Genomic DNA, 20,712 nt, shown 5'->3' on the forward strand with positions numbered 1-20,712 from the left:
ATTGTATACATTATCGGCGTTTCGGCGGCGCGTCCGCCTTTGTCGATATCAGCCCTAGGGCGTACAGGAAGACCCCATATGTTCAAAGCTACTCAAGTGCTTGCCGCTGACTATATCCCCTCCGATCTGGCCGCCCTGCGCGAAGCCATCACCCAAAACTACGTGGTGGATGAAAATGCCTATCTGGCCGAACTGTCGGCCATGCTGCCGGGGGATGGCGCCTCGCTGGAGCAGGTGACCCAGCGTGCCCGTACTCTGGTGACCAAGGTGCGCAAGGAGAGCGGCTCCGGTGACGGTATCGACGCCTTCCTGCAGGAGTACAGCCTGGATACTCAGGAGGGGATCATCCTGATGTGTCTGGCCGAGGCGCTGCTGCGCATTCCCGATGCCGAGACCGCCGATGCCCTGATCAAGGACAAGCTCTCCGGCGCCAACTGGTCATCCCATTTCCGCAAGAGCGACTCTACTCTGGTCAACGCCTCCACCTGGGGGCTGATGCTGACCGGCAAGATCATCAAGCTCGACAAAAAGCTGGACGGCAACCCGGCCAACCTGCTGGGGCGCATGGTCAACAAGCTGGGGGAGCCGGTGGTGCGCTCTGCCATGTATGCCGCCATGAAGATCATGGGCAAGCAGTTCGTGCTGGGGCGCGACATGAAGGAGGCGCTCAAGGCGAGCCGCAAATCCCGCGAACTGGGCTACACCCACACCTACGACATGCTGGGCGAATCGGCGCTGACCATGCAGGATGCCGACAAGTATCTGACCGATTACCGCAACGCCATCGAGGCGGTCGGCAACGAGCGGATCAGCGACGGCGGCCCGGCCCCCTCCATCTCCATCAAGCTTTCGGCGCTCCATCCACGCTATGACGTGGCCAACCGTGAGCGGGTACTTGGCGAGATGTGCGAGCGGCTGGTGGGGTTGGTGCGGCTGGCCCGCGACAAGGATGTGGCCATCAGCATCGATGCCGAGGAGATGGACCGCCTCGAGCTGTCACTGGACTTGTTCGAGCAGCTCTACCGCTCCGATGCCAACCGCGGCTGGGGTAAGCTCGGCATGGTGGTGCAGGCTTACTCCAAGCGCGCGCTGCCGGTACTCTGCTGGCTTACCGCACTGGCCCGCGAGCAGGGTGACCTCATTCCGGTTCGCTTGGTAAAAGGCGCCTACTGGGACAGCGAACTGAAATATGCCCAGCAGGCGGGCTTGCCCGGCTACCCGCTATTTACCCGCAAGGCGGGCACCGATATCTCCTATCTCGCCTGCGCCCGCTATCTGCTGAGCGAGCCGACCCGCGGCTTTATCGCTCCCCAGTTCGCCACCCACAATGCCAATACCGTGGTCAGCATTCTGGAGATGGCCGGTGATCGCCAGTTTGAATTCCAGCGCCTGCACGGTATGGGGGAGGAGCTGCACAACGCCGTGCTGAACGACAATCCCGGCCTGCACTGCCGCATCTATGCGCCGGTCGGCGCCCACAAGGATCTACTGCCCTATCTGGTGCGCCGCCTGCTGGAGAACGGGGCCAACACCTCCTTCGTCCACAAGCTGGTGGACCCCAACACCCCGGTCGATTCGCTGGCCGAGCACCCGCTGCGCACCCTCAAGCGCTACTCCGGCTTTGCCAACGACCGCATTCCGCAGCCGGTGAACCTCTTCATCGACCGCAAGAACTCCAGCGGCGTCAACATGAACATCCTCTCCATCCAGCGCCCCTTCTTCGCCCGCTTGAAAGAGCTGGAGAGCAAGCAGTGGCTGGCAGGCCCCATCGTCGATGGCGAGACCCTCAAGCGCAGCGAGGCGCGCACCGTGCTGAGCCCGCAGGATGTGAGCCTCACCGTCGGCAAGATCCACTGGGCCGACGAGCAGGCGGTGGAGCAGGCCTTGGCATCTGCCCACGCTGCCTTCCCGCGCTGGCGTGAAACCCCGGTGAGCGAGCGTGCCGCCGCGCTGGAGAAGCTGGCGGATCTGCTGGAAGCGCACCGCGAGCAGTTTGTCTCCCTCTGTACCCGCGAGGCGGGCAAGCTGCTGCAAGATGGCATCGACGAGGTGCGTGAAGCGGTCGATTTCTGCCGCTACTACGCGGTGCAGGCGCGCAGCCTGATGGGACAGGCGACCCTGCTGCCCGGCTACACCGGCGAGCAGAACGAGCTGTTCCTGCAGGGGCGCGGGGTGTTTGTCTGCATCAGCCCGTGGAACTTCCCGCTGGCGATTTTCCTCGGCCAGGTCGCTGCTGCGCTGGCAACCGGCAACACCGTCATCGCCAAACCGGCGGAGCAGACCGGCCTTATCGCCCATCTGGCGGTGACGCTGGCCCATCAGGCCGGTATTCCGGGCGACGTGCTGCAACTGCTGCCCGGTGACGGTGCCACCGTCGGTGCCAAGTTGACAGCCGATCCGCGTATCGGCGGCGTCTGCTTCACCGGCTCCACCGAGACCGCCAAGCTGATCAACATGACCCTGGCCCAGCGCGATGGCGCCATCCTGCCGCTCATCGCCGAGACCGGCGGCCAGAACGCCATGATTGTCGACTCCACCGCGCTGCCGGAGCAGGTGGTGCGCGACGTGGTGAGCGCAGCCTTCCAGAGCGCCGGTCAGCGCTGCTCGGCCCTGCGGGTGCTCTACCTGCAGGAGGAGATCGCAGAGCGGGTGCTGGAGATCCTCACCGGCGCCATGCAGGAGCTGAAAGTGGGCAACCCGGCCGAGCACAACACCGACGTCGGCCCGGTGATCGATGCCGATGCCAAGGCCGAGCTGGATGCTCATTTGGCCCGAATGATCCCGCGAGCTCGCCTGATTGCCCAGGCGCCGATGCCCGCCGCGACCATGGAAGGGCACTTCGTTCAGCCGACCGCGCTGGAGATCGGCTCCATCCGCGAGCTGGTCAAGGAGCAGTTCGGCCCCATCCTGCACGTGGTGCGCTACGCCACCCGGGATCTGGACAAGGTAATCAGCGACATCAACGGCACCGGCTACGGCCTGACGCTCGGGATCCACAGCCGCAACGAATCCCATGCCGAGGAGCTGGCGAGCCGCATCAACGTGGGTAACGTCTACATCAACCGCAACCAGATCGGCGCCATGGTCGGGGTGCAGCCGTTTGGCGGCCAGGGGCTCTCCGGCACCGGCCCCAAGGCGGGTGGCCCCCACTACCTGAGCCGCTTCGTTACCGAGAAGACCCGCACCATCAACACCACGGCGGTGGGCGGCAACGCCTCCCTGCTGGCGATGGGCGATGCCTGATCCGCGTCGATAGAGGCCGGATACGGGATGCCGGATAACAACGGGCCGCCTTAGGGCGGCCTCTTTATTTGTACCATCCGTTTTTTACGAATGGGACAATCGGCCACGGCGGGGTCGTCAGCGACCTGTGCTGGTCGTAAGATGGGAGCCATTCGCGCGGCGTTTGCCCCTTGGCGGGCCCGCCGTAGCCAAGGTTTTGTTTTAACGAGAGTGTTTATCTGATGTCATTAACCGAACAAGCCCGCTGGTTCGTGCTGGGGGGCGATCATCTGGTACTGCTCGATCCGCAGGGAGAGGTGCCACAAGGAAGTAAAGCGTGCCTGCCCGCAGCGCTGGCCGGTGCCCGTTTCGAGCGTTTCGATGAGTGGCAGGGTCAGCCCTGCTATCTGCTGGATCTGGGGGCTGAGGCCGACACGACTATGATGGCCCCGCTGCGCCAGTTGATGGTAGCGGGGGATGAAGAGGGCTTTCGCCTTGCTGGCCGCGCCTGGCAGCTCGCCACCTTCCGCCGCACCCACCGCTTCTGCGGCGAGTGCGGCGCCCCCATGACCCCGAAGGCGGGGGAGTGGGCGCAGGTGTGCCACCTCGGCCACACGGCCTATCCGCGCATCTCCCCCTGCATTATCGTGGCGGTGCGCAAGGGGCCGGAGATCCTCTTGGCGGCCCATCGCCGTCACTATCAGGCCGAGGATCCCATGTATACCGTGCTGGCCGGCTTTGTGGAGGCGGGGGAGAATCTCGAGCAGTGCGTGGCGCGGGAGGTGTTCGAGGAGAGCGGCATCCGGGTGCGCAATGTGCGCTATGTGGCGAGCCAGCCCTGGCCCTTCCCCCACAGCCTGATGATGGGCTTTACCGCCGACTACGAGAGCGGCGAAATCCGGGTGCAGGATGACGAACTGGTCGCTGCCGATTTCTTTACCGCCGACCGCTTGCCGCGTTTGCCGCCCCACGGCACCATCGCCCGGCGGCTGATCGAGCGTTCGCTGGCGGGCGAGGGGTAACGAGGCGCTTATCTTTTCGCCAATCTTTTTGCACTTCTTGTTACAAGCGGGGCGGTCAGGTTTGCGCCCCTTCACATCTTTGCAACCGATCACCCATTTGCCACGTTTTGGGCAGTCCGATCCGGTGGGCAAAGTGGTATTATGGCCGCCATTTTATGCGTGATACGAACTCAGGAACTGGGATGAAAGAGCTGAAGAACGATCGATACCTGCGCGCCCTGCTGCGTCAGGACGTGGATATGACCCCGGTATGGATGATGCGCCAGGCTGGCCGTTATCTGCCGGAATACAAGGCGACTCGCGCCCAGGCGGGGGATTTCATGTCCCTGTGCCGCAACGCCGAGCTGGCCTGTGAAGTCACCCTGCAGCCGCTGCGCCGCTACCCGCTCGATGCCGCCATCCTCTTCTCCGACATTCTCACCGTGCCCGATGCCATGGGGCTCGGTCTCTACTTCGAGCAGGGTGAAGGCCCGCGCTTCGAGCGTCCGATCACCTCCATGGCCGATGTGCAGGCGCTGCCCATTCCGGATCCGGAAGATGAGCTGGGCTACGTGATGAACGCAGTGCGCACCATCCGCCGTGAGCTGAAGGGCGAAGTGCCGCTCATCGGCTTCTCCGGCAGCCCCTGGACCCTGGCTACCTACATGGTGGAGGGGGGCAGCTCCAAGGCGTTCACCAAGATCAAGCAGATGATGTACGCAGAGCCGCAAACCCTGCACCTGCTGCTCGACAAGCTGGCCGACAGCGTGATTGCTTACCTCAACGCCCAGATCAAGGCGGGTGCCCAGGCGGTCATGGTGTTCGACACCTGGGGCGGCGTGCTCACCCCGCGCGATTACCGCGATTTCTCCCTGCAGTACATGCACAAGATTGTCGATGGCCTGATCCGCGAGCACGACGGTCGCCGTGTGCCGGTCACCCTGTTCACCAAGAACGGCGGTCAGTGGCTGGAGCAGATCGCCGCCACCGGGTGCGATGCGCTGGGTCTGGACTGGACCACCGACATTGCCGATGCCAAGCGTCGGGTCGGCGACAAGGTGGCGCTGCAGGGCAACATGGATCCCTCCATGCTCTACGCCACTCCCGCTCGCATTCGTGAAGAGGTCGCCTCCATTCTGGCCGGTTTCGGTCACGGTAATGGCCACGTATTCAACCTCGGCCACGGCATCCATCAGGATGTGGATCCGGAACACGCTGGCGTGTTCGTCAACGCGGTACACGAGCTCTCCGCCCAGTACCACGGTCGCTAAGGCCGGGGCGAGAGAAGAAGAGTGTGTTTGATATCCGGGGCCGCAAGGCCCCGTTTTACATTGAAAAAGGCGCCGCGACGACGAGAGCGTGGCGCCCGTGCAGGAGGCAAGATGAGCAGCAAGTCACTGGATTGGGGTATCGATCTTGGCGGTACCAAGTGTGAATGCGTGGTGCTGGATGGCGACGAGGTGCTGCTGCGCCACCGCATCCCCACCGAGCGGGCTGGCGGTTATGAGCATATGATCGGCCAGATCGCCAAGCTGGTAGCTGAGTGCGCCGAGAAGATTGGCCAGCGCCCGGCCGTCATCGGTATGGGCACGCCGGGGGCGCGGGATCCGCAGACCGGCCTGATGAAGAACTGCAACACCACCGAGCTCAACGGCAAGCCGTTCAAGGAGGATCTGGAGCGCAAGCTGGGCGTGCCGGTGCTGATCGCCAACGACGCCAACTGCTTCGCGCTGGCAGAAACCCATCTCGGTGCAGTGCGCCAGCACCATCCCGATGCGAAAGTGGTGTTCGGCATCATCATGGGCACCGGGGTCGGCTCCGGCATCGTCATCAACGGCCAGATCCTCAACGGCCACCACGGCATCGCCGGTGAGTGGGGCCACAATGTGCTCTCCCCTGATGGCCCCGAGTGCTACTGCGGCAAGCGTGGCTGCGTCGAGACCCTGATCAGTGGTCCGGCGCTGGAGGCTTGGTACGAGGCGAAGGCCAAGCGCCGCCTCTCGCTCGCCCAAATCGCGGCTGCCACCGCCCACGATCACATCGCCAAGCTCACCATCGACCGGCTGCATCTGCTGTTTGGTCAGGCGTTGGCCAACGTGGTCAACATTCTCGACCCGGATGTGATCGTCATCGGCGGCGGGGTGGGCAATGTGCAGAGCCTTTACAGCGCCGGACGGCAGACAATTTTGCCCTTCCTCTTTAATCCCCGCTTCGCAACCCCCATTATTGCTCCTGCCCTTGGTGACAGTGCCGGGGTATTCGGGGCCGCACTGCTGGCCCGCGGTGAATTCAAGGAGGCCCTGCTGTCGTAGCCGGGGCTCCCGGGCGGCCGGTGCGCCGCCCTGTTGCTGGTTCAAGGAAACGGATTCTCGATGATCAAGATTGCCATCAATGGTTACGGGCGGATCGGTCGCAACGTGTTGCGAGCCCTCTATGAAAGCGGGCGCGACAAGACCATCAAGATCGTCGCCATCAACGAGCTGGCGGCCCCCGAGGCCATGGTGCACCTGACCCGTTACGATACCAGTCACGGTCGTTTTCACTATCCGGTGCAGCTGGCTGGCAACAGCATGCTGGTGGGGGAGGATCTTATTTCCCTGTTTGCCGAGCGGGATCCGTCGAACTTGCCGTGGCGGGCGCTGGGGGTGGATGTGGTGCTCGATTGCACCGGGGTATTTGGCTCGCGGGCCGATGCCAAGCTGCATCTGGCTGCGGGGGCGGGCAAGGTGCTCTTCTCCCACCCGGCGGATGCCGATGTGGATGCCACCGTGGTCTACGGGGTCAACCATCATACCCTCACCGGAGCGGAGCGGATCGTCTCCAACGCCTCCTGTACCACCAACTGCGTGGTGCCGGTGATTGAAACATTGCATCGAGAATTCGAGATAAATTGTGGTACTATTACGACAATTCATTCGGCCATGCATGATCAGCAAGTCATCGATGCCTACCACAGTGACTTGCGCCGAACCCGCGCTGCCAGTCAGTCCATCATTCCGGTGGACACCAAGCTGGCAAAGGGGCTGGAGCGTATCCTGCCCCACTTCGCCGGCAAGTTTGAGGCGATCGCGGTGCGGGTGCCGACCATCAATGTAACAGCGATGGATCTCAGTATTACTGTTCGTAAAAAAGTGACAGTTACTGACGTAAATCAAGCCCTGCAACGGGCATCCAGAGGTACATTACACGGTATTCTGGATTACACGGAAGAACCTCTGGTCTCCGTAGACTTCAATCATGATGCACACTCCTGCATCATTGATGGTACCCAGACCCGGGTGAGCGATGCCAACCTCGTCAAGATGTTGATGTGGTGCGATAACGAATGGGGCTTCGCAAACCGGATGCTGGATACCACCCGGGCCATGATGGCCGCAGGCTGAGCCTGCCCCGGGCGAAAGGTTACTGTTTTTAACATTACCTGGAAAATATAGAGGACTGAATATGTCTGTTATCAAGATGACTGACCTGGATCTGGCGGGTAAACGCGTTCTGATCCGTGCTGACCTGAACGTACCGGTAAAAGACGGCAAGGTCACCTCCGATGCACGTATCGTTGCGACTCTGCCGACCATCAAGCTGGCTCTGGAAAAGGGCGCCAAGCTGATGATCACCTCCCACCTGGGTCGTCCGACCGAGGGTGAATACAACGAAGAATTCTCCCTGGCTCCGGTTGTCAACTATCTGAAAGACGCTCTGTCCTGCCCGGTTCGCCTGGCCAAGGATTACCTGGATGGTGTAGAAGTCGCTGCCGGTGAGCTGGTTGTACTGGAAAACTGCCGCTTCAACAAAGGCGAGAAGAAGAACACCGAAGAGCTGGCCAAAAAATACGCCGCCCTGTGTGATGTCTTTGTAATGGATGCGTTCGGTACTGCTCACCGCGCCGAAGGTTCCACCTACGGTGTTGCCCAGTTCGCTCCGGTCGCTTGTGCTGGTCCGCTGCTGGCGGGTGAACTGGAAGCGCTGGGCAAAGCCATGCTGAAGCCCGAGCGCCCGATGGTTGCCATCGTTGGCGGCTCCAAGGTCTCCACCAAGCTGACCGTTCTGGAGTCCCTCTCCAAGATCGCTGACCAGCTGGTTGTCGGTGGTGGCATCGCCAACACCTTCATCGCTGCTGCCGGTCACAACGTCGGCAAGTCCCTGTGCGAGCACGATCTGATCGACACCGCCAAGAAACTGGCTGCCGAGACCAACATTCCGGTGACCACCGACGTGGTTGTCGGTGCCGAGTTCTCCGAGTCCACTCCGGCTACCATCAAGTCTGTTGCTGACGTGACCGACGGCGACATGATCTTCGACATCGGCCCTGACTCTGCCAAGGCCCTGGCTGACATCATCATGAACGCCAAGACCATCCTGTGGAACGGCCCGGTCGGTGTATTCGAGTTCGACCAGTTCGCTGAAGGCACCAAGGTTATCGCTGAAGCCATTGCTGCTTCTCCGGCCTTCTCCATCGCTGGCGGTGGTGACACCCTGGCTGCCATCGACAAGTTCGGCATCGCTGACAAAGTCTCCTACATCTCCACTGGCGGCGGCGCCTTCCTGGAGTTCGTAGAAGGCAAGGTACTGCCGGCTGTTGCGATTCTGGAACAGCGCGCTAAAGCCTAATTGACCCGGAACGGGGGGCAAAAGCCTCCCGTTTCGTTTATCATGTGCCCGCTGTGCCGGTTCATGATGAACCCCCCATTTTTTATTAACGGCATACGAGACAGGACGATTAAACATGTCTAAGAAAATTTTCGACTTCGTAAAACCCGGCGTGATCACTGGTGATGACGTTCAGAAAGTGTTCGCCATCGCTAAAGAGAACGGCTTTGCTCTGCCGGCCGTAAACTGCGTTGGTACCGACTCCGTGAACGCCGTACTGGAAGCTGCCGCCAAGGTTAAAGCGCCGGTTATCGTTCAGTTCTCCAACGGTGGTGCCGTGTTCACTGCCGGTAAGGGTCTGAAGCTGGAAGGTCAGAAAGCTGCCATCCTGGGTGCCATCTCTGGTGCCAAGCACGTTCACGCTGTTGCCGAAGCCTACGGCGTGCCGGTAATCCTGCACACCGACCACGCTGCCAAGAAGCTGCTGCCGTGGATCGACGGTCTGCTGGAAGCGGGCGAGAAGCACTTTGCTGAAACCGGCAAGCCGCTGTTCTCCTCCCACATGCTGGATCTGTCCGAAGAGTCTCTGGAAGAGAACATCGACATCTGCTGCGAGTACCTGACCCGCATGGCCAAGATGAACATGACTCTGGAGCTGGAACTGGGTTGCACCGGTGGCGAAGAAGACGGCGTCGACAACAGCCACATGGATCAGTCCGCTCTGTACACCCAGCCGGAAGACGTTGCTTACGCTTACGAGCGTCTGTCCAAGATCAGCCCGCGTTTCACCATCGCTGCCTCCTTCGGTAACGTACACGGTGTATACAAGCCGGGTAACGTCAAGCTGACCCCGTCCATCCTGGACGCTTCCCAGAAGTACGTTTCCGAGAAGTTTGGCGTTCCAGCCAAGTCTCTGGACTTCGTATTCCACGGTGGTTCAGGTTCCACTCTGGAAGAGATCCGCGAGTCCATCTCCTACGGCGTAGTGAAGATGAACATCGACACCGACACCCAGTGGGCAACCTGGGAAGGTCTGCTGAACTTCTACAAGAAGAACGAAGCTTACCTGCAAGGCCAGCTGGGCAACCCGGAAGGCGCCGACAAGCCGAACAAGAAGTACTACGATCCGCGCGTATGGCTGCGTGAAGGTCAGACTTCCATGATCGCTCGTCTGGAGAAAGCATTCTCCGACCTGAACGCCATTGACGTACTGTAATTCGTTACAGCACCTTGATTGCATGAAAAGGCGCCCTTCGGGGCGCCTTTTGTATTTCTGTGATCCGTGGCTGCTGGTTTGCCGTGCCGTAGCTGGGTATTATCGAAACAAGTTTGCTTATTTTACTAAACAATTTGCAACAAGGCAGGATGCTGAACATGCAGGCAGGAAAGCAAATCGGATATCAGGAGCACGCGGCCTCCTACTACGCCGCGACCCGCAACGACTCGCAACAGTGGCCCGAGCTGGAGGGGGAGCACAAGGCTGACGTCTGCATCATCGGCGGCGGTTTTACCGGTCTCAATACCGCCATCAATCTGGCTGATGCCGGTTACAAGGTCGCCTTGCTGGAGGCCAACCGTATCGGCTGGGGCGCCTCCGGGCGCAACGGCGGTCAGCTTATTCGCGGTATCGGCCACGATACCAGCCAGTTCGCCCACTGGATTGGTGAGGAGGGAGTGCGCGAACTCGACCTGATGGGGCTGGAGGCGGTGCAGCTGGTGCGCGAGCGGGTCGAGCGTTTCAATATCGAGTGCGATCTCACCTGGGGCTACTGCGATCTGGCCACCCGTCAGCGCCATCTGGTCGGCTTTGAGGAGGATCTCGCGCATCTGGCGAGCCTCGGCTATGAGCACGAACTCAAGCTGGTACCGCGGGAAGATATCCATAGCGTGGTGGGGTCGGACCGCTATATCGGCGGCCTCATCGACATGGGCTCCGGCCATCTCCATCCCCTCAATCTGGCGCTCGGCGAGGCGCGCGCCGCAGCCAGCCTCGGGGTTTCCCTGTTCGAACACTCTCGGGTGACCCATATCGAGTACGGCAAGCAGGTAGAGGTGACCACCGCCCACGGCCGGGTCACTGCCGACTATCTGGTGATCGGCTGCAACGCCTATCTCAACGACCTCAATCCGGAGCTGGGAGGACGGGTGCTGCCGGCCGGTTCCTACATCCTCGCCACCGAGGTGCTGGATCGCCGCTTGCGCCAGCGCTTGCTGCCGCAAAACATGGCGGTATGCGATCAGAACGTGGCGCTCGACTACTACCGCCTCTCCGCCGATGGGCGCCTGCTGTTTGGCGGCGCCTGTAACTATTCGGGGCGAGACCCGAAGGATATCAAGGCCTTTATGTTGCCCAAGATGCTGCGGGTCTTCCCCGAGTTGGCTGGCACTGCCATCGAGTTTCAGTGGGGCGGGATGATCGGGATCGGCGCCAACCGGCTGCCGCAGATTGGCCGCTTGAAGGAATACCCAAACGTGCTCTACGCCCAGGCCTACTCGGGTCACGGTCTCAATGCTACCCATATGGCGGGCAAGCTGGTGGCCGAGGCGATCCGCGGCGAGAGCCGGGGTTTCGATCTCTTTGCCAGCGTGCCCCATATCACCTTCCCCGGCGGCCCGGCGCTGCGCTCCCCGCTGCTGGCACTGGGGATGCTGTGGCACCGGATGAAGGATATCTTCTGATGCCGATTGTCAGCCTGCGCAGTGATGGCTGAGTGCCAGCTCCCTTGCCAGCCCTTGTTTATAGCGGGTTGGCACTATCGTTACGCCTGATAGACCAAAAGATGCATTCGCGCCAATCTCGTCCGGTTGGCGCTATCTTTTAGGTGTGAGAGCGGTTATCTACCAAGGGGACGAGGGTGTGTCTGCTTGCCGGAATAGTTGCCGAAAAAGGGCCGAGGACGGGGAGAGGAGGGCCAAGATGGAGATAAATGTGGTCGCGTCAGGCGGGCTCAGCCCGCTGGCGCAACGGCAGGGTTCTTCCGCTGTGCAGGCACAGGAGAGGGCTGCAACTTCACCATCAACGGGCAGTGACAGCCTGGTGCGCGACCTTGGCGCTGTGCTGGATGAGCTGGGGCTGTCACCGCAAGGGGAGAGCAGCGGCGGTGGCACTGTTTCAATCAGGGATTCGCTGGAAGCGTTCATCAACACCATGATGGGCTCCCTGCAACAGCAGCAGGAGCAACAGCTGGCATTGCAGCAACAACAGCGGCAAGAGCAGGAACAGCGCAAACTCGCCATCGCCGACAGCAGCGAAAACCCGCTCAAGCGGGATCTGGAGCGCCTGCTCGAGACGCTGGATCAGCAGGGCGGACAGGAAAAAGAGAGCGAGCAAGGAGCCGAGCGTGAAGCGGTCAACCCCTTGCAGAGCCAGCTGACCAAGCTGCTGGAGAGCAGTGGTGCGGCAGAGAGCGGGGTCACCCTCAAGGAGGTGCTGTCAGGGTTGGCCAGCAAGCTGCCGAACGAACCTGCCGAGCGAAAAGGGTATCGGGTCGATACCCAGGTTTGAGCTGGTTGGCAACGGCAGGAGAGTCGTTGCAGAGCATAAGGGGCGGAAAGCGCTTTATTGGGCCGGTTCCGCCAGCCGCCACCCCTGTTCGTCCTTCATCATCCATACCTCGGCCTCTTGTGGCAGCACCTGGCCCGCCTCGAACTCGCCATATTTGCGCTCGAGCTCCATCAGCCCCATCTCCTGCTGGAAGGGGCCAACCCGGTCGTAGACCAGGTCCTCGTCGTGCAACACCTGCAACTGATCGAGCCCCTGCTTGAAGTGGAGCTGGTAACTCACCTTGACCAGATAGACCCCCTCCATCCGCTCCTCCTTGCCGAGGATGGTGAAGTCGCTGATATCGAACAGGTTGGCGTCTGTCTCGGCCAGTAGCTTGGCGGTGACCTGCTGGTGGATATCCTCTTCACCGGGCCCTGCACTGCAGCCATAAAGCCAGAGGGCTAGCAGGGGGATGAACCACTTTTTCATCAAAACTCCGGACGGGCGAGACAATCGAAGGGCAAATTCTGCCATGCTGCCGGTCATATACAAGGGATTGCCAGAAAAATCAGTGCGTAACGTATAAGGCTGCCCCCTGTCTGTCTACAGGGGCGCCGTTGGTCAGCGTAGCTGATCGAGCCTGCCCAGAAACTCCGCCGGCCCCATAAAACCGGTGACCCGCTGGCCTGTCAGCTCCTTGCCCTCGCGGTCGAAGAAGATGAGGGTCGGCAGCCCCAGTACATTGAGGCCGTTGAGCAGCTCGATATCGGCATCGTCGTTGGCGGTAACATCCGCCTGCAGCAGCACCATCTGGCCGAAGCGCTCCCGCACAGCTGGATCGCTGAAGGTCTTGTGCTCGAACTCCTTGCAGGCGACGCACCAGTCGGCGTAGAGGTCGAGCAGCACCGGCTTGCCGCGGGCGGCGGCCAGCTGCACCTTGAGATCATCCAGCGTCTTGACGCGGATAAACTGCGGCGCCGTTTGACTGGCATCCGTCGTGATGGCAGCAGGGGGGGCCGGTTGCAGCAGATCCTTGCCCACTACCACGGCGCTGATCATCGCCAGCAACAGCACGAAGCCGCGCACGCTTTTGGCCACCGAGTGGGGTTGGTGCTGGTTGTGGTGATAGAGGTAGCCGCACAACAGCAGCCCCCAGCCGAGCCAGGCGAGAGTGGCAATCTGATCGCTCCAGAGCCGTGACAGCAGCAGGATCGGCACTGCCAGCAGGGCGAAGCCAAACAGCTGCTTGATCACATCCATCCAGGCGCCCGCCTTGGGCAGCAGCTTGCCACCTGAGGTGCCGAGCAGCAGCAGCGGCAGACCCATCCCCAGTGAGAGCGCATAGAGCGCCGCCCCGCCGAGCCAGAGATCGCCGCTCTGGGCCACGTAGATCAGCGCCCCCGAGAGCGGTGCTGTGGTGCAGGGGGAGCAGACCAGCCCGGAGATCATTCCCATGACGGCGACCCCGACTACTGAGCCGCCCTGCTGGCGGTTGGAGAGGCCGGAGAGCCGGGTTTGCAAACTGCTCGGCAGTTGCAGGGTGTAGAGTCCGAACATGGAGAGGGCCAGCAGCACGAACATCACCGAAAGGCCAATCAGCACATAGGGGTGTTGCAGCGCCGCCTGGAATTTCAGGCCCGCCGAGGCCACTACCAGCCCCAGCAAGGTGTAGGTGACCGCCATCCCCTGCACATAGACCATGGAGAGCAGGAAGGCGCGACCGGTGGAGAGGCGATCGCCGGCGCCAGCGATGATGCCGGTCAGGATTGGGTACATGGGGAAGACGCAGGGGGTGAAGGCGAGCCCCAATCCCAGGGCGAAGAAGGCGACGATGCTGAGCCAAAAACCCTGATTGCCGAGGGCGGCGGCCAGCTGATCCTGCTGGCTAACCGGTGTGACGCTTTGTGCCGTTTCCTCAGTGGACGCTGTGGTTGCCGTGACCAGCGGGGCCACATCGATCAGCTTGTCGGTCGGTGGATAGCAGAGGCCGTCGGTACAGCCCTGATAGCGCACCCGCAGGGTAGCATTTTCCCCCACCTCCTTTAGCGGCACCGCGATGCTCACCTGCTGGTAGTAGACCCGGGTCTTGCCGAAGAAGTCATCCTCGTGCTCGGTGCCTTCCGGCAGGGTCGGCTCGCTGAAGGTGAGGTTGTTCCCCTTGAAGCGCAGGCTGTGGCGATAGAGGTAGTAGTCGTCGGCGATGTGGAGGGTCAGCAGCAGCTGATCGCCACGCTGTTCGCTCTCGATCTGAAAGGCCTCATCGACCTGCAAAAATTTGGGTTTGGCGTTGGCCTCAATGCCCAGCGAGCTGAGCAGATCGGCGCCGCTGGCGTGGGCAGGGGCGCTGCCCACCGCTGTCATCAGCAGGGCACAGAGCAGCAACAGGGGAGAGAGCAAGCGGGTGAATGTCATGAGGTCTCCCCATTGAGCCAGTCGAGATAGGCGGGTAGTCCGGCACTCACCGGCAGGGCCAGCAGCTCGGGCACCTCATAGGGGTGATTGGCTTGAATCCATGCCTGCAGCTCGGCAAAGCGCGACTGGCGGGATTTGATGATGAGCTGGATCTCGGTGGCGCGCTCCACCTTGCCTTGCCAACGATAGACGGAGGTAATGCCCGGCAGTTGATTGATGCAGGCGGCCAGCCGCTGGTTCAGCAGCTGTTCGCAGAGAAGGTCGGCACTGGTTTGATCTGGGCAGGTGCAGAGCACCACAATGGCGTCGGTCATAAAGCGGATCTTCACCTCGTTGGGGTAAACCGGGCAGGCGCCCTTGCCGTCTCATCCCTGTCTGCGGATGAAGGTGAAAAAAGCGCCCTAAAATCAGCGGCTACTATACCCCAGAGCCGCTTCAAATAGCATCTGTAGCCATTTGTGAGCCAGCGCCAAAAATTTGTGGGGGGCATGAGATAGACGCTGTCATGGGGACAGGGCAGAATGAGCGGGCTTGTTCCCAATTGACGTAAGGAAATGTATGACCCAACAGAATGAGCAGCAGAGAAACCGCATGTTGAGCCTGCTGCGCGAAGGTGAGCGCCGCATGTTGGTTCAATTGGCCGGGCTGCTGCGCACGACCGCCGATGAAATCAATGCCGAGCTGGAGAAAGAGGAGCTGATGGCCACCCTGGAGCAGCCCATCACGGTGGAGTATCTCAACGGCGTGGTGCAGCACCATCTGTTCGAGCGCAAACACAAGGGTGATATGGCGGTTGCCCAGCAGATCCTGAGCGATTATCAGAGCGAACTGGAAGCGCTGCAGGCCGCCCAGGCGCAGCCTGAAGAGGCTGTCGCAACTGACGAGAGCGGCGAAGAGCTCAAAGCCCAGGCTTGAGCGACGGGCAGGTTTGAATCCTTACCTCTGAATCAGCCGGCCTGCCAGCGCTGATCCCTGTTGCGGCCCCATCATGTCTGCCATGATGGGGCCGTGTCGTTTCTTCAGTTGCCTCCCCTTGTTGACCTTCACTTCTCGGTTTCAATCCAACGGATTCGTGCCTTAGCGCGCCTCTTGTGGCATTCCGTGCGGCACTTCGCGGGGGATGGGGAACACCTTGTCATAGCCCCAGTTGTAGACGAAGGCATAGATCAGGTAGAAGACGACGAAGCCCAGATCCAGCACCAGCGCCTCCAGCATGCTGACGCTCAGCCACCAGGACATGACCGGTAGCGCGACGATCAGCAGACCGCCCTCAAAGCCGAAGGTATGCAGCACCCGTTGCCACAGGGTCTTGTGGGTATGGCCCTGATATTTGAGCAGCAGCTTGTCGACCCCGATGTTGTAGATGTAGTTCCAGACGGTGGCCAGTACCGAGAAGAACAGTGCCAGCGGGCCCATATGGTTGAGCCCGACCCCGGTAACCCAGCTGGCCAGCGGGGCGGCAATCAGCAGGCCAATGAATTCAAAGCCAATGGCATGGCGTAGGCGATCGTTACGGGTACGCATAAGTCACTCTCTCAATCAGGTTCATTCACGAATTGCAGGTTAATCTATAGAACTTTCGCGATAGATTCATGTTGGTATCCATCGCTAAAATAGATGGATGAGATGACTTGCCGGAGGGCAACAAGATGACGCCATCACTGGAACAACTGAGGATCTTGCTGGCGGCCGCCGAAACCGGCTCGTTTTCCGCTGCCGCCCGCAAGCTGGGCAAGGCGCAGTCGGTGGTGAGCAGCGCCATCGCCAATCTGGAGATCGATCTGGCGCTCACCCTGTTTGACCGCAGCGGCCGCTATCCGCAACTGACGGAGGCGGGGGCCCGCATGGTGCAGGAGGCGGGGATCCTGCTGGCGCAGAGTGAACGATTGCAATCCATTGCCGGGGAGCTGGCGGCCGGGGTGGAGACGCGGCTCACTCTGGCCATCGATGATGACTCCCACCTACCCTGGCTCGGCACCCTGCTGGAGGAATTCGCCACTCGTTACCCGACCGTGGAGCTGGAGCTGCTCTTCCCGCTGATGGAAGATGTGACCGAGATGCTGGTGACCGGCCGGGCCCAGCTCGGCATCAGTTATCAGAAGGTGCATCCCCAGCGGGAGATTGTCGCCCATTCGCTGGGGGAGGTGACCATGCCGCTGGTGGTGTCACCGGATCATCCGCTGGCCCGCAAGCAGCCGCTGCGGGAGGTCGATCTGCAGGGGGCACGTCAGCTGATGGTGACCGGCAGACGGGAAGGGAGCGAGCGCCAGCGTTTTCGCATCTCGGCTCAGGTGTGGTGGGTCGAGGGGGATCTCGGAGTGCTGGAGCTGGTCAAGCGGGGTCTTGGCTGGTCCGCGATTCCGGAATTTCTGCTGCATCAGCCGCTGAAGCGGGGCGAGGTGGTGGTGCTGGAGCCGGACTTTATCGCCAGCCACGCGCTGGCGCTGGAGTTGCAGTGGCATCGCGCCCGCCCGCTGGGGCAGGCGGGGCGCTGGCTGAAGGAGGCACTGCTGGCGCGGGTGCCTCGCTAGCCGACCTTACTCGGTCAGGGCGTAAGGCAGGGGTTGCAGGATGAGGCGGGAGCCTTCGTCCTGCTTGAGGCGGAATTGGGCGTCAGCCTCGGTATCTTTCGGCAGTACGGCGGTGAGCCACACCTGCCCGGCCTGTTGCCAGGCGTTGAGCACCATGCCGCTGCGGCGCCAGTTGTCACCCAGTTGCAGTTCAAGGGTATCGCCGCTGGCGACCGGCTCGCCGGCACTGCCCGCCAGCAGGAACAGGGCGCGGTTGTTGGCGCCGCGATACTTGGCGCGGGCCACCGTCTCCTGCCCCATGTAGCAGCCCTTGTTGAAGCTGATGCCGTCCAGTGCCTGCAGGTTGAGCATCTGCGGGATGAACTCCCCCTGATGCACCGCTTCCATGTGTGGCAGGCCCGCCTTGATCTCGAGCCCCCACCAGAGTGACTCGTCACCTTGCGGCAGGGCGTCGGCTTGCTGATTGCTCACCAGCAGCCAGCGATCCTGCTCAATCTTCACCGCCATGCCGCCGTCGATAAGACCGCTCTGCAGAAGGCCAAACTGCTCGGCGATCCACCCATCGCTGCCCGTACCGGCGATCCCGGTGGCGTGACGCTCATCGGCGGCGATCTCGACCTTGGAGAAGACGGCAAATTTCTTCAGCTCCGGCAGTTGGCGCTCCAGTACCGAAGGGCTGGTCAGCAGCAGCAGGCTGTCGTCGAGACAGAGCAGGCGGAAATTGCTCCACAGCTTGCCCTTGGGATCACAGTGGCCGCCCGGGGTCTGTTGCCCCGGTTGCAGGGCGTTGACATCACAGGTGACCTGACCTTGCAGATATTTGGCGCGATCCTGGCCGCTGATACGGGTGATGGCCAGCTTGGTCAGGGAGAAGCGGGTCGGCTCGGCAGGAAAAACAGGTGGTTGCAGGCTCACGATGGTATTCCAGAGAGAAAGTATGTGAGCTGCATGGTAAAGACGTAACTAATGTTTGTCAGCCGGAAAATCCAGCTGGTACCATCCCCCGGTCTTTGTAAGGAGAGTGCCATGTTGAGCCCAGTTGAAAAATCCCGCCTGAAGTGGGCCTGCCGTCGCGGTATGCTCGAGCTGGATGTGATCTTTATGCCCTTTTTCGAACACGAGTTCGACTCCCTGAGCGAAGCCGATCAGCAGACCTTTATCCGCCTGCTGGCGAGCGACGATCCGGATCTGTTCAAATGGTGCATGGGTCATGGTGTCCCTGCCGATCCCGCATTTGCCGCCATGATCCCGATGATCCTGGAGCGCAATCAGGCGCGCCACGACCGCCAGGGGTAATACCGTGGAGCGGGTGATCATGAAGGTTCACCCCTCCCGCCATCAGCAATATTTGCTGGTGGCCCTCTTTCTGTTGCTGCTCTGGCCGGTGGCTGGCCTGATTGCCGGTTGGCAGTGGGCGCTGTTGCTGCCCGTCTGGCTGGCGGCGCTCTGGCTGAGCTGGCGTGCGCTTGCCGAGCCCCGGTTCGAGCTTGTCTGGGATGGTCAGTGGTTGCAGTGGCAAGGTCGTCGCTATCAGCTTGACAAGAAAAGCCGCATTCTGCCCGGCGTGCTCAGGCTGGTGCTTTGTCCCGAGCAGCAAGAGAGTGGAGCTGTGTCGCCACGGCAATTGTGGCTCTTCTCCGATGCCCTTCCCCCCGAACATTACCGCCTGCTGGCGCGAGCCATCCACTTTCTGCCGTCTCGGCGCTGACACCTGCTTTCCGTGATGACCATGCGCTGATTTACCGCGATAAGCTGCTGCCATGTGGCTGGCGGCACTCTTTTTGGGGCTGAAAAGCGGTTGAAAACAAGTGACCCCGCCGGGGCGGGGTCACTGATAGCTGCAACGCTTGGCAGGAAGGGGGATTAATCCCGCTCCGGGGTCAGCACGGTCGGTTTGGAGTCCGGCAGCATATCCGGATAATCCAGGTTGTAGTGCAAGCCGCGAGACTCCTTGCGCTGCAGGGCGCAGTTGACGATAAGCTCGGCCACCTGCAGCAGGTTGCGCAGCTCCAGCAGGTTGTTGGAGACGCGGAAGTTGGCGTAGTACTCCTGCACCTCCTGCTTGAGCAGGTCGATGCGGCGCTTGGCACGGGCCAGGCGTTTGTTGGTACGCACTATTCCCACGTAGTCCCACATCATCAACCGCAGCTCGTGCCAGTTGTGCTGGATCACCACCAGTTCGTCGGAATCTTCCACCTTGCTCTCGTCCCACACCGGCAGGCGCGGCGGCTCCACGCTCATCGGCAGCTTGGCCAGAATGTCGGCCCCCGCCTGATGGGCATAAACCACGCATTCCAGCAGGGAGTTGGAGGCCATGCGGTTGGCGCCGTGCAGACCGGTGTAGGTCACTTCACCGATGGCGTAGAGGCCGGGAATATCGGTCTGGCCGTTGTTGTCGATCATCACGCCGCCACAGGTGTAGTGGGCGGCCGGCACGATGGGCATCGGCTCCTTGGTGATGTCGATGCCGACCGCGAGGCAGCGCTCATAAATGGTCGGGAAGTGCTTGATGATGAAATCGGCCGGTTTGTGGCTGATATCCAGATACATGCAATCCGCCCCGAGCCGCTTCATCTCGTGGTCGATGGCGCGGGCGACGATATCCCGCGGCGCCAGCTCGGCCCGCTCGTCAAACTCCGGCATAAAGCGGCTGCCGTCCGGGCGGCGCAGATAGGCTCCCTCGCCACGCAGCGCTTCGGTCAGCAGGAAGTTGGGGTCGTCCGAGTGAAACAGGCTGGTGGGGTGGAACTGGTTGAACTCCAGGTTCGCCACCCGGCAGCCGGCCCGCCATGCCATGGCGATGCCATCGCCAGAGCTCACATCCGGGTTGGAGGTGTACTGGTAGACCTTGGAGGCACCACCGGTCGCCAGTGCCACGAAACGGGCGCGGATCACCTCGACCTGCTCGGCGTTGCGGTTCCAGACGTAGGCGCCCAGTACCTTGTTGCCCGGCAGGTTGAGCTTGCGGGTGGTGATGAGGTCGACCGCGTTGAAGCGCTCCATCAACTGGATATTGGGGTGGGCACGAACCTGATCGATCAGGGTGAGCTGCACCGCTTTGCCGGTGGCATCCGCCGCGTGGAAGATGCGGCGATGGCTGTGGCCGCCTTCCCGGGTGAGGTGGTACTGGGATTCACCATCGGCGTTCTCCTCCTGATCGAAGGGGACCCCTTGCTGAATGAGCCACTGGATGGATTCGCGGGCGTGGCGTGCGGTGAACTCGACCACTGCCGGGTCACACAACCCGGCGCCCGCGTTGAGCGTGTCGCTCACGTGGGATTCGATGCTGTCGGTTTCGTCGAAAACGGCAGCGATGCCTCCTTGCGCATAGAAAGTGGCCCCTTCACTGATGGGCCCCTTGCTCAGAACCAGGACTTTGGCGTGGTTTGCCAATCGCAACGCGAGGGACAAACCAGCGGCACCGCTGCCAATGATCAGTACATCGCAAAGGTATTCAACACTTGCTTTCATAAGT

General features: G+C 61.5%; 19 protein-coding genes. 13 read left to right on the forward strand and 6 right to left on the reverse strand.

What is annotated here, in order from left to right:
• The first annotated feature begins 78 nt into the window (after window positions 1–78).
• The 9 genes from putA to AB5Y83_RS12330 all read left to right on the forward strand — a co-directional run bounded on the left by putA (window position 79) and on the right by AB5Y83_RS12330 (window position 12,315).
• A complete protein-coding gene (gene putA / locus AB5Y83_RS12290; RefSeq protein WP_368175249.1) occupies window positions 79–3,243 on the forward strand; it encodes a bifunctional proline dehydrogenase/L-glutamate gamma-semialdehyde dehydrogenase PutA in 3,165 nt (1,054 codons plus the stop codon).
• A gap of 221 nt (window positions 3,244–3,464) precedes the next feature.
• Window positions 3,465–4,244 carry an NAD(+) diphosphatase gene (gene nudC, locus AB5Y83_RS12295; RefSeq protein WP_368175250.1) on the forward strand — a complete coding sequence of 260 codons (780 nt, stop codon included), beginning with the start codon at window positions 3,465–3,467 and terminating at the stop codon, window positions 4,242–4,244.
• Between the two features lie 182 nt (window positions 4,245–4,426).
• On the forward strand, window positions 4,427–5,494 hold the full coding sequence (gene hemE / locus AB5Y83_RS12300; protein WP_179902467.1) for a uroporphyrinogen decarboxylase: 1,068 nt from the start codon (window positions 4,427–4,429) through the stop codon (window positions 5,492–5,494).
• Window positions 5,495–5,605: 111 nt separating this feature from the next.
• The gene (locus tag AB5Y83_RS12305) at window positions 5,606–6,535 is read left to right on the forward strand and encodes an ROK family protein (protein WP_368175251.1); all 930 of its coding nucleotides are present in this window, start codon (window positions 5,606–5,608) and stop codon (window positions 6,533–6,535) included.
• 60 nt (window positions 6,536–6,595) lie between these two features.
• Complete coding sequence (gene epd, locus AB5Y83_RS12310; RefSeq protein WP_368175252.1) at window positions 6,596–7,606, forward strand: erythrose-4-phosphate dehydrogenase; 1,011 nt, start codon at window positions 6,596–6,598, stop codon at window positions 7,604–7,606.
• Between the two features lie 61 nt (window positions 7,607–7,667).
• Window positions 7,668–8,831 carry a phosphoglycerate kinase gene (locus AB5Y83_RS12315; protein WP_011704731.1) on the forward strand — a complete coding sequence of 388 codons (1,164 nt, stop codon included), beginning with the start codon at window positions 7,668–7,670 and terminating at the stop codon, window positions 8,829–8,831.
• A gap of 115 nt (window positions 8,832–8,946) precedes the next feature.
• Window positions 8,947–10,026, forward strand: coding sequence for a class II fructose-bisphosphate aldolase (gene fbaA, locus AB5Y83_RS12320; RefSeq protein WP_005340963.1), 1,080 nt, complete (start codon window positions 8,947–8,949; stop codon window positions 10,024–10,026).
• Between the two features lie 158 nt (window positions 10,027–10,184).
• Window positions 10,185–11,489, forward strand: coding sequence for an NAD(P)/FAD-dependent oxidoreductase (locus AB5Y83_RS12325; protein ID WP_368175253.1), 1,305 nt, complete (start codon window positions 10,185–10,187; stop codon window positions 11,487–11,489).
• A 238-nt stretch (window positions 11,490–11,727) separates the two neighbouring features.
• Complete coding sequence (locus AB5Y83_RS12330) at window positions 11,728–12,315, forward strand: hypothetical protein (protein ID WP_368175254.1); 588 nt, start codon at window positions 11,728–11,730, stop codon at window positions 12,313–12,315.
• Window positions 12,316–12,369: 54 nt separating this feature from the next.
• Here AB5Y83_RS12330 and AB5Y83_RS12335 read toward each other — a convergent pair whose 3' ends face one another.
• The 3 genes from AB5Y83_RS12335 to cutA all read right to left on the reverse strand — a co-directional run bounded on the left by AB5Y83_RS12335 (window position 12,370) and on the right by cutA (window position 15,020).
• Window positions 12,370–12,783 (reverse strand): hypothetical protein, encoded by a 414-nt coding sequence (locus tag AB5Y83_RS12335; RefSeq protein ID WP_368175255.1) that lies wholly within the window; start codon window positions 12,781–12,783, stop codon window positions 12,370–12,372.
• A gap of 132 nt (window positions 12,784–12,915) precedes the next feature.
• The gene (locus AB5Y83_RS12340) at window positions 12,916–14,706 is read right to left on the reverse strand and encodes a protein-disulfide reductase DsbD (RefSeq protein ID WP_368175256.1); all 1,791 of its coding nucleotides are present in this window, start codon (window positions 14,704–14,706) and stop codon (window positions 12,916–12,918) included.
• Window positions 14,703–15,020, reverse strand: coding sequence for a divalent-cation tolerance protein CutA (gene cutA / locus AB5Y83_RS12345; protein ID WP_227342013.1), 318 nt, complete (start codon window positions 15,018–15,020; stop codon window positions 14,703–14,705). Before cutA ends, AB5Y83_RS12340 begins: the two co-directional genes overlap by 4 nt.
• Before the next feature lie 244 nt (window positions 15,021–15,264).
• Between cutA and AB5Y83_RS12350 the strand changes: the two genes are divergently transcribed.
• A complete protein-coding gene (locus AB5Y83_RS12350; protein ID WP_069529227.1) occupies window positions 15,265–15,621 on the forward strand; it encodes a hypothetical protein in 357 nt (118 codons plus the stop codon).
• A 162-nt stretch (window positions 15,622–15,783) separates the two neighbouring features.
• Here AB5Y83_RS12350 and AB5Y83_RS12355 read toward each other — a convergent pair whose 3' ends face one another.
• Window positions 15,784–16,230, reverse strand: a complete 447-nt coding sequence (locus AB5Y83_RS12355) for a PACE efflux transporter (protein WP_005335423.1) — start codon at window positions 16,228–16,230, stop codon at window positions 15,784–15,786.
• 125 nt (window positions 16,231–16,355) lie between these two features.
• On the opposite strand from AB5Y83_RS12355, the gene AB5Y83_RS12360 reads away from it, so the two are divergent.
• The gene (locus AB5Y83_RS12360; protein WP_005335421.1) at window positions 16,356–17,237 is read left to right on the forward strand and encodes a LysR family transcriptional regulator; all 882 of its coding nucleotides are present in this window, start codon (window positions 16,356–16,358) and stop codon (window positions 17,235–17,237) included.
• 6 nt (window positions 17,238–17,243) lie between these two features.
• On the opposite strand, the gene ygfZ is transcribed toward AB5Y83_RS12360, so the two are convergent.
• Window positions 17,244–18,152: a tRNA-modifying protein YgfZ gene (ygfZ, locus tag AB5Y83_RS12365; protein WP_368175257.1), complete on the reverse strand. Its 909-nt coding sequence runs from the start codon at window positions 18,150–18,152 to the stop codon at window positions 17,244–17,246.
• Window positions 18,153–18,263: 111 nt separating this feature from the next.
• Between ygfZ and AB5Y83_RS12370 the strand changes: the two genes are divergently transcribed.
• Together AB5Y83_RS12370 and AB5Y83_RS12375 are read left to right on the forward strand one after the other, a co-directional pair.
• Complete coding sequence (locus AB5Y83_RS12370; protein WP_005335417.1) at window positions 18,264–18,533, forward strand: succinate dehydrogenase assembly factor 2; 270 nt, start codon at window positions 18,264–18,266, stop codon at window positions 18,531–18,533.
• A 19-nt stretch (window positions 18,534–18,552) separates the two neighbouring features.
• Window positions 18,553–18,945 (forward strand): protein YgfX, encoded by a 393-nt coding sequence (locus AB5Y83_RS12375; protein WP_323937076.1) that lies wholly within the window; start codon window positions 18,553–18,555, stop codon window positions 18,943–18,945.
• A gap of 155 nt (window positions 18,946–19,100) precedes the next feature.
• Here the strand turns inward: AB5Y83_RS12375 and nadB are convergent, their stop codons facing one another.
• The gene (nadB, locus tag AB5Y83_RS12380; protein ID WP_368175258.1) at window positions 19,101–20,708 is read right to left on the reverse strand and encodes an L-aspartate oxidase; all 1,608 of its coding nucleotides are present in this window, start codon (window positions 20,706–20,708) and stop codon (window positions 19,101–19,103) included.
• Window positions 20,709–20,712: the final 4 nt, after the last annotated feature.

The sequence above is a fragment of the Aeromonas sp. R5-4 genome (assembly GCF_040908215.1).
Lineage (GTDB): Bacteria > Pseudomonadota > Gammaproteobacteria > Enterobacterales > Aeromonadaceae > Aeromonas > Aeromonas veronii.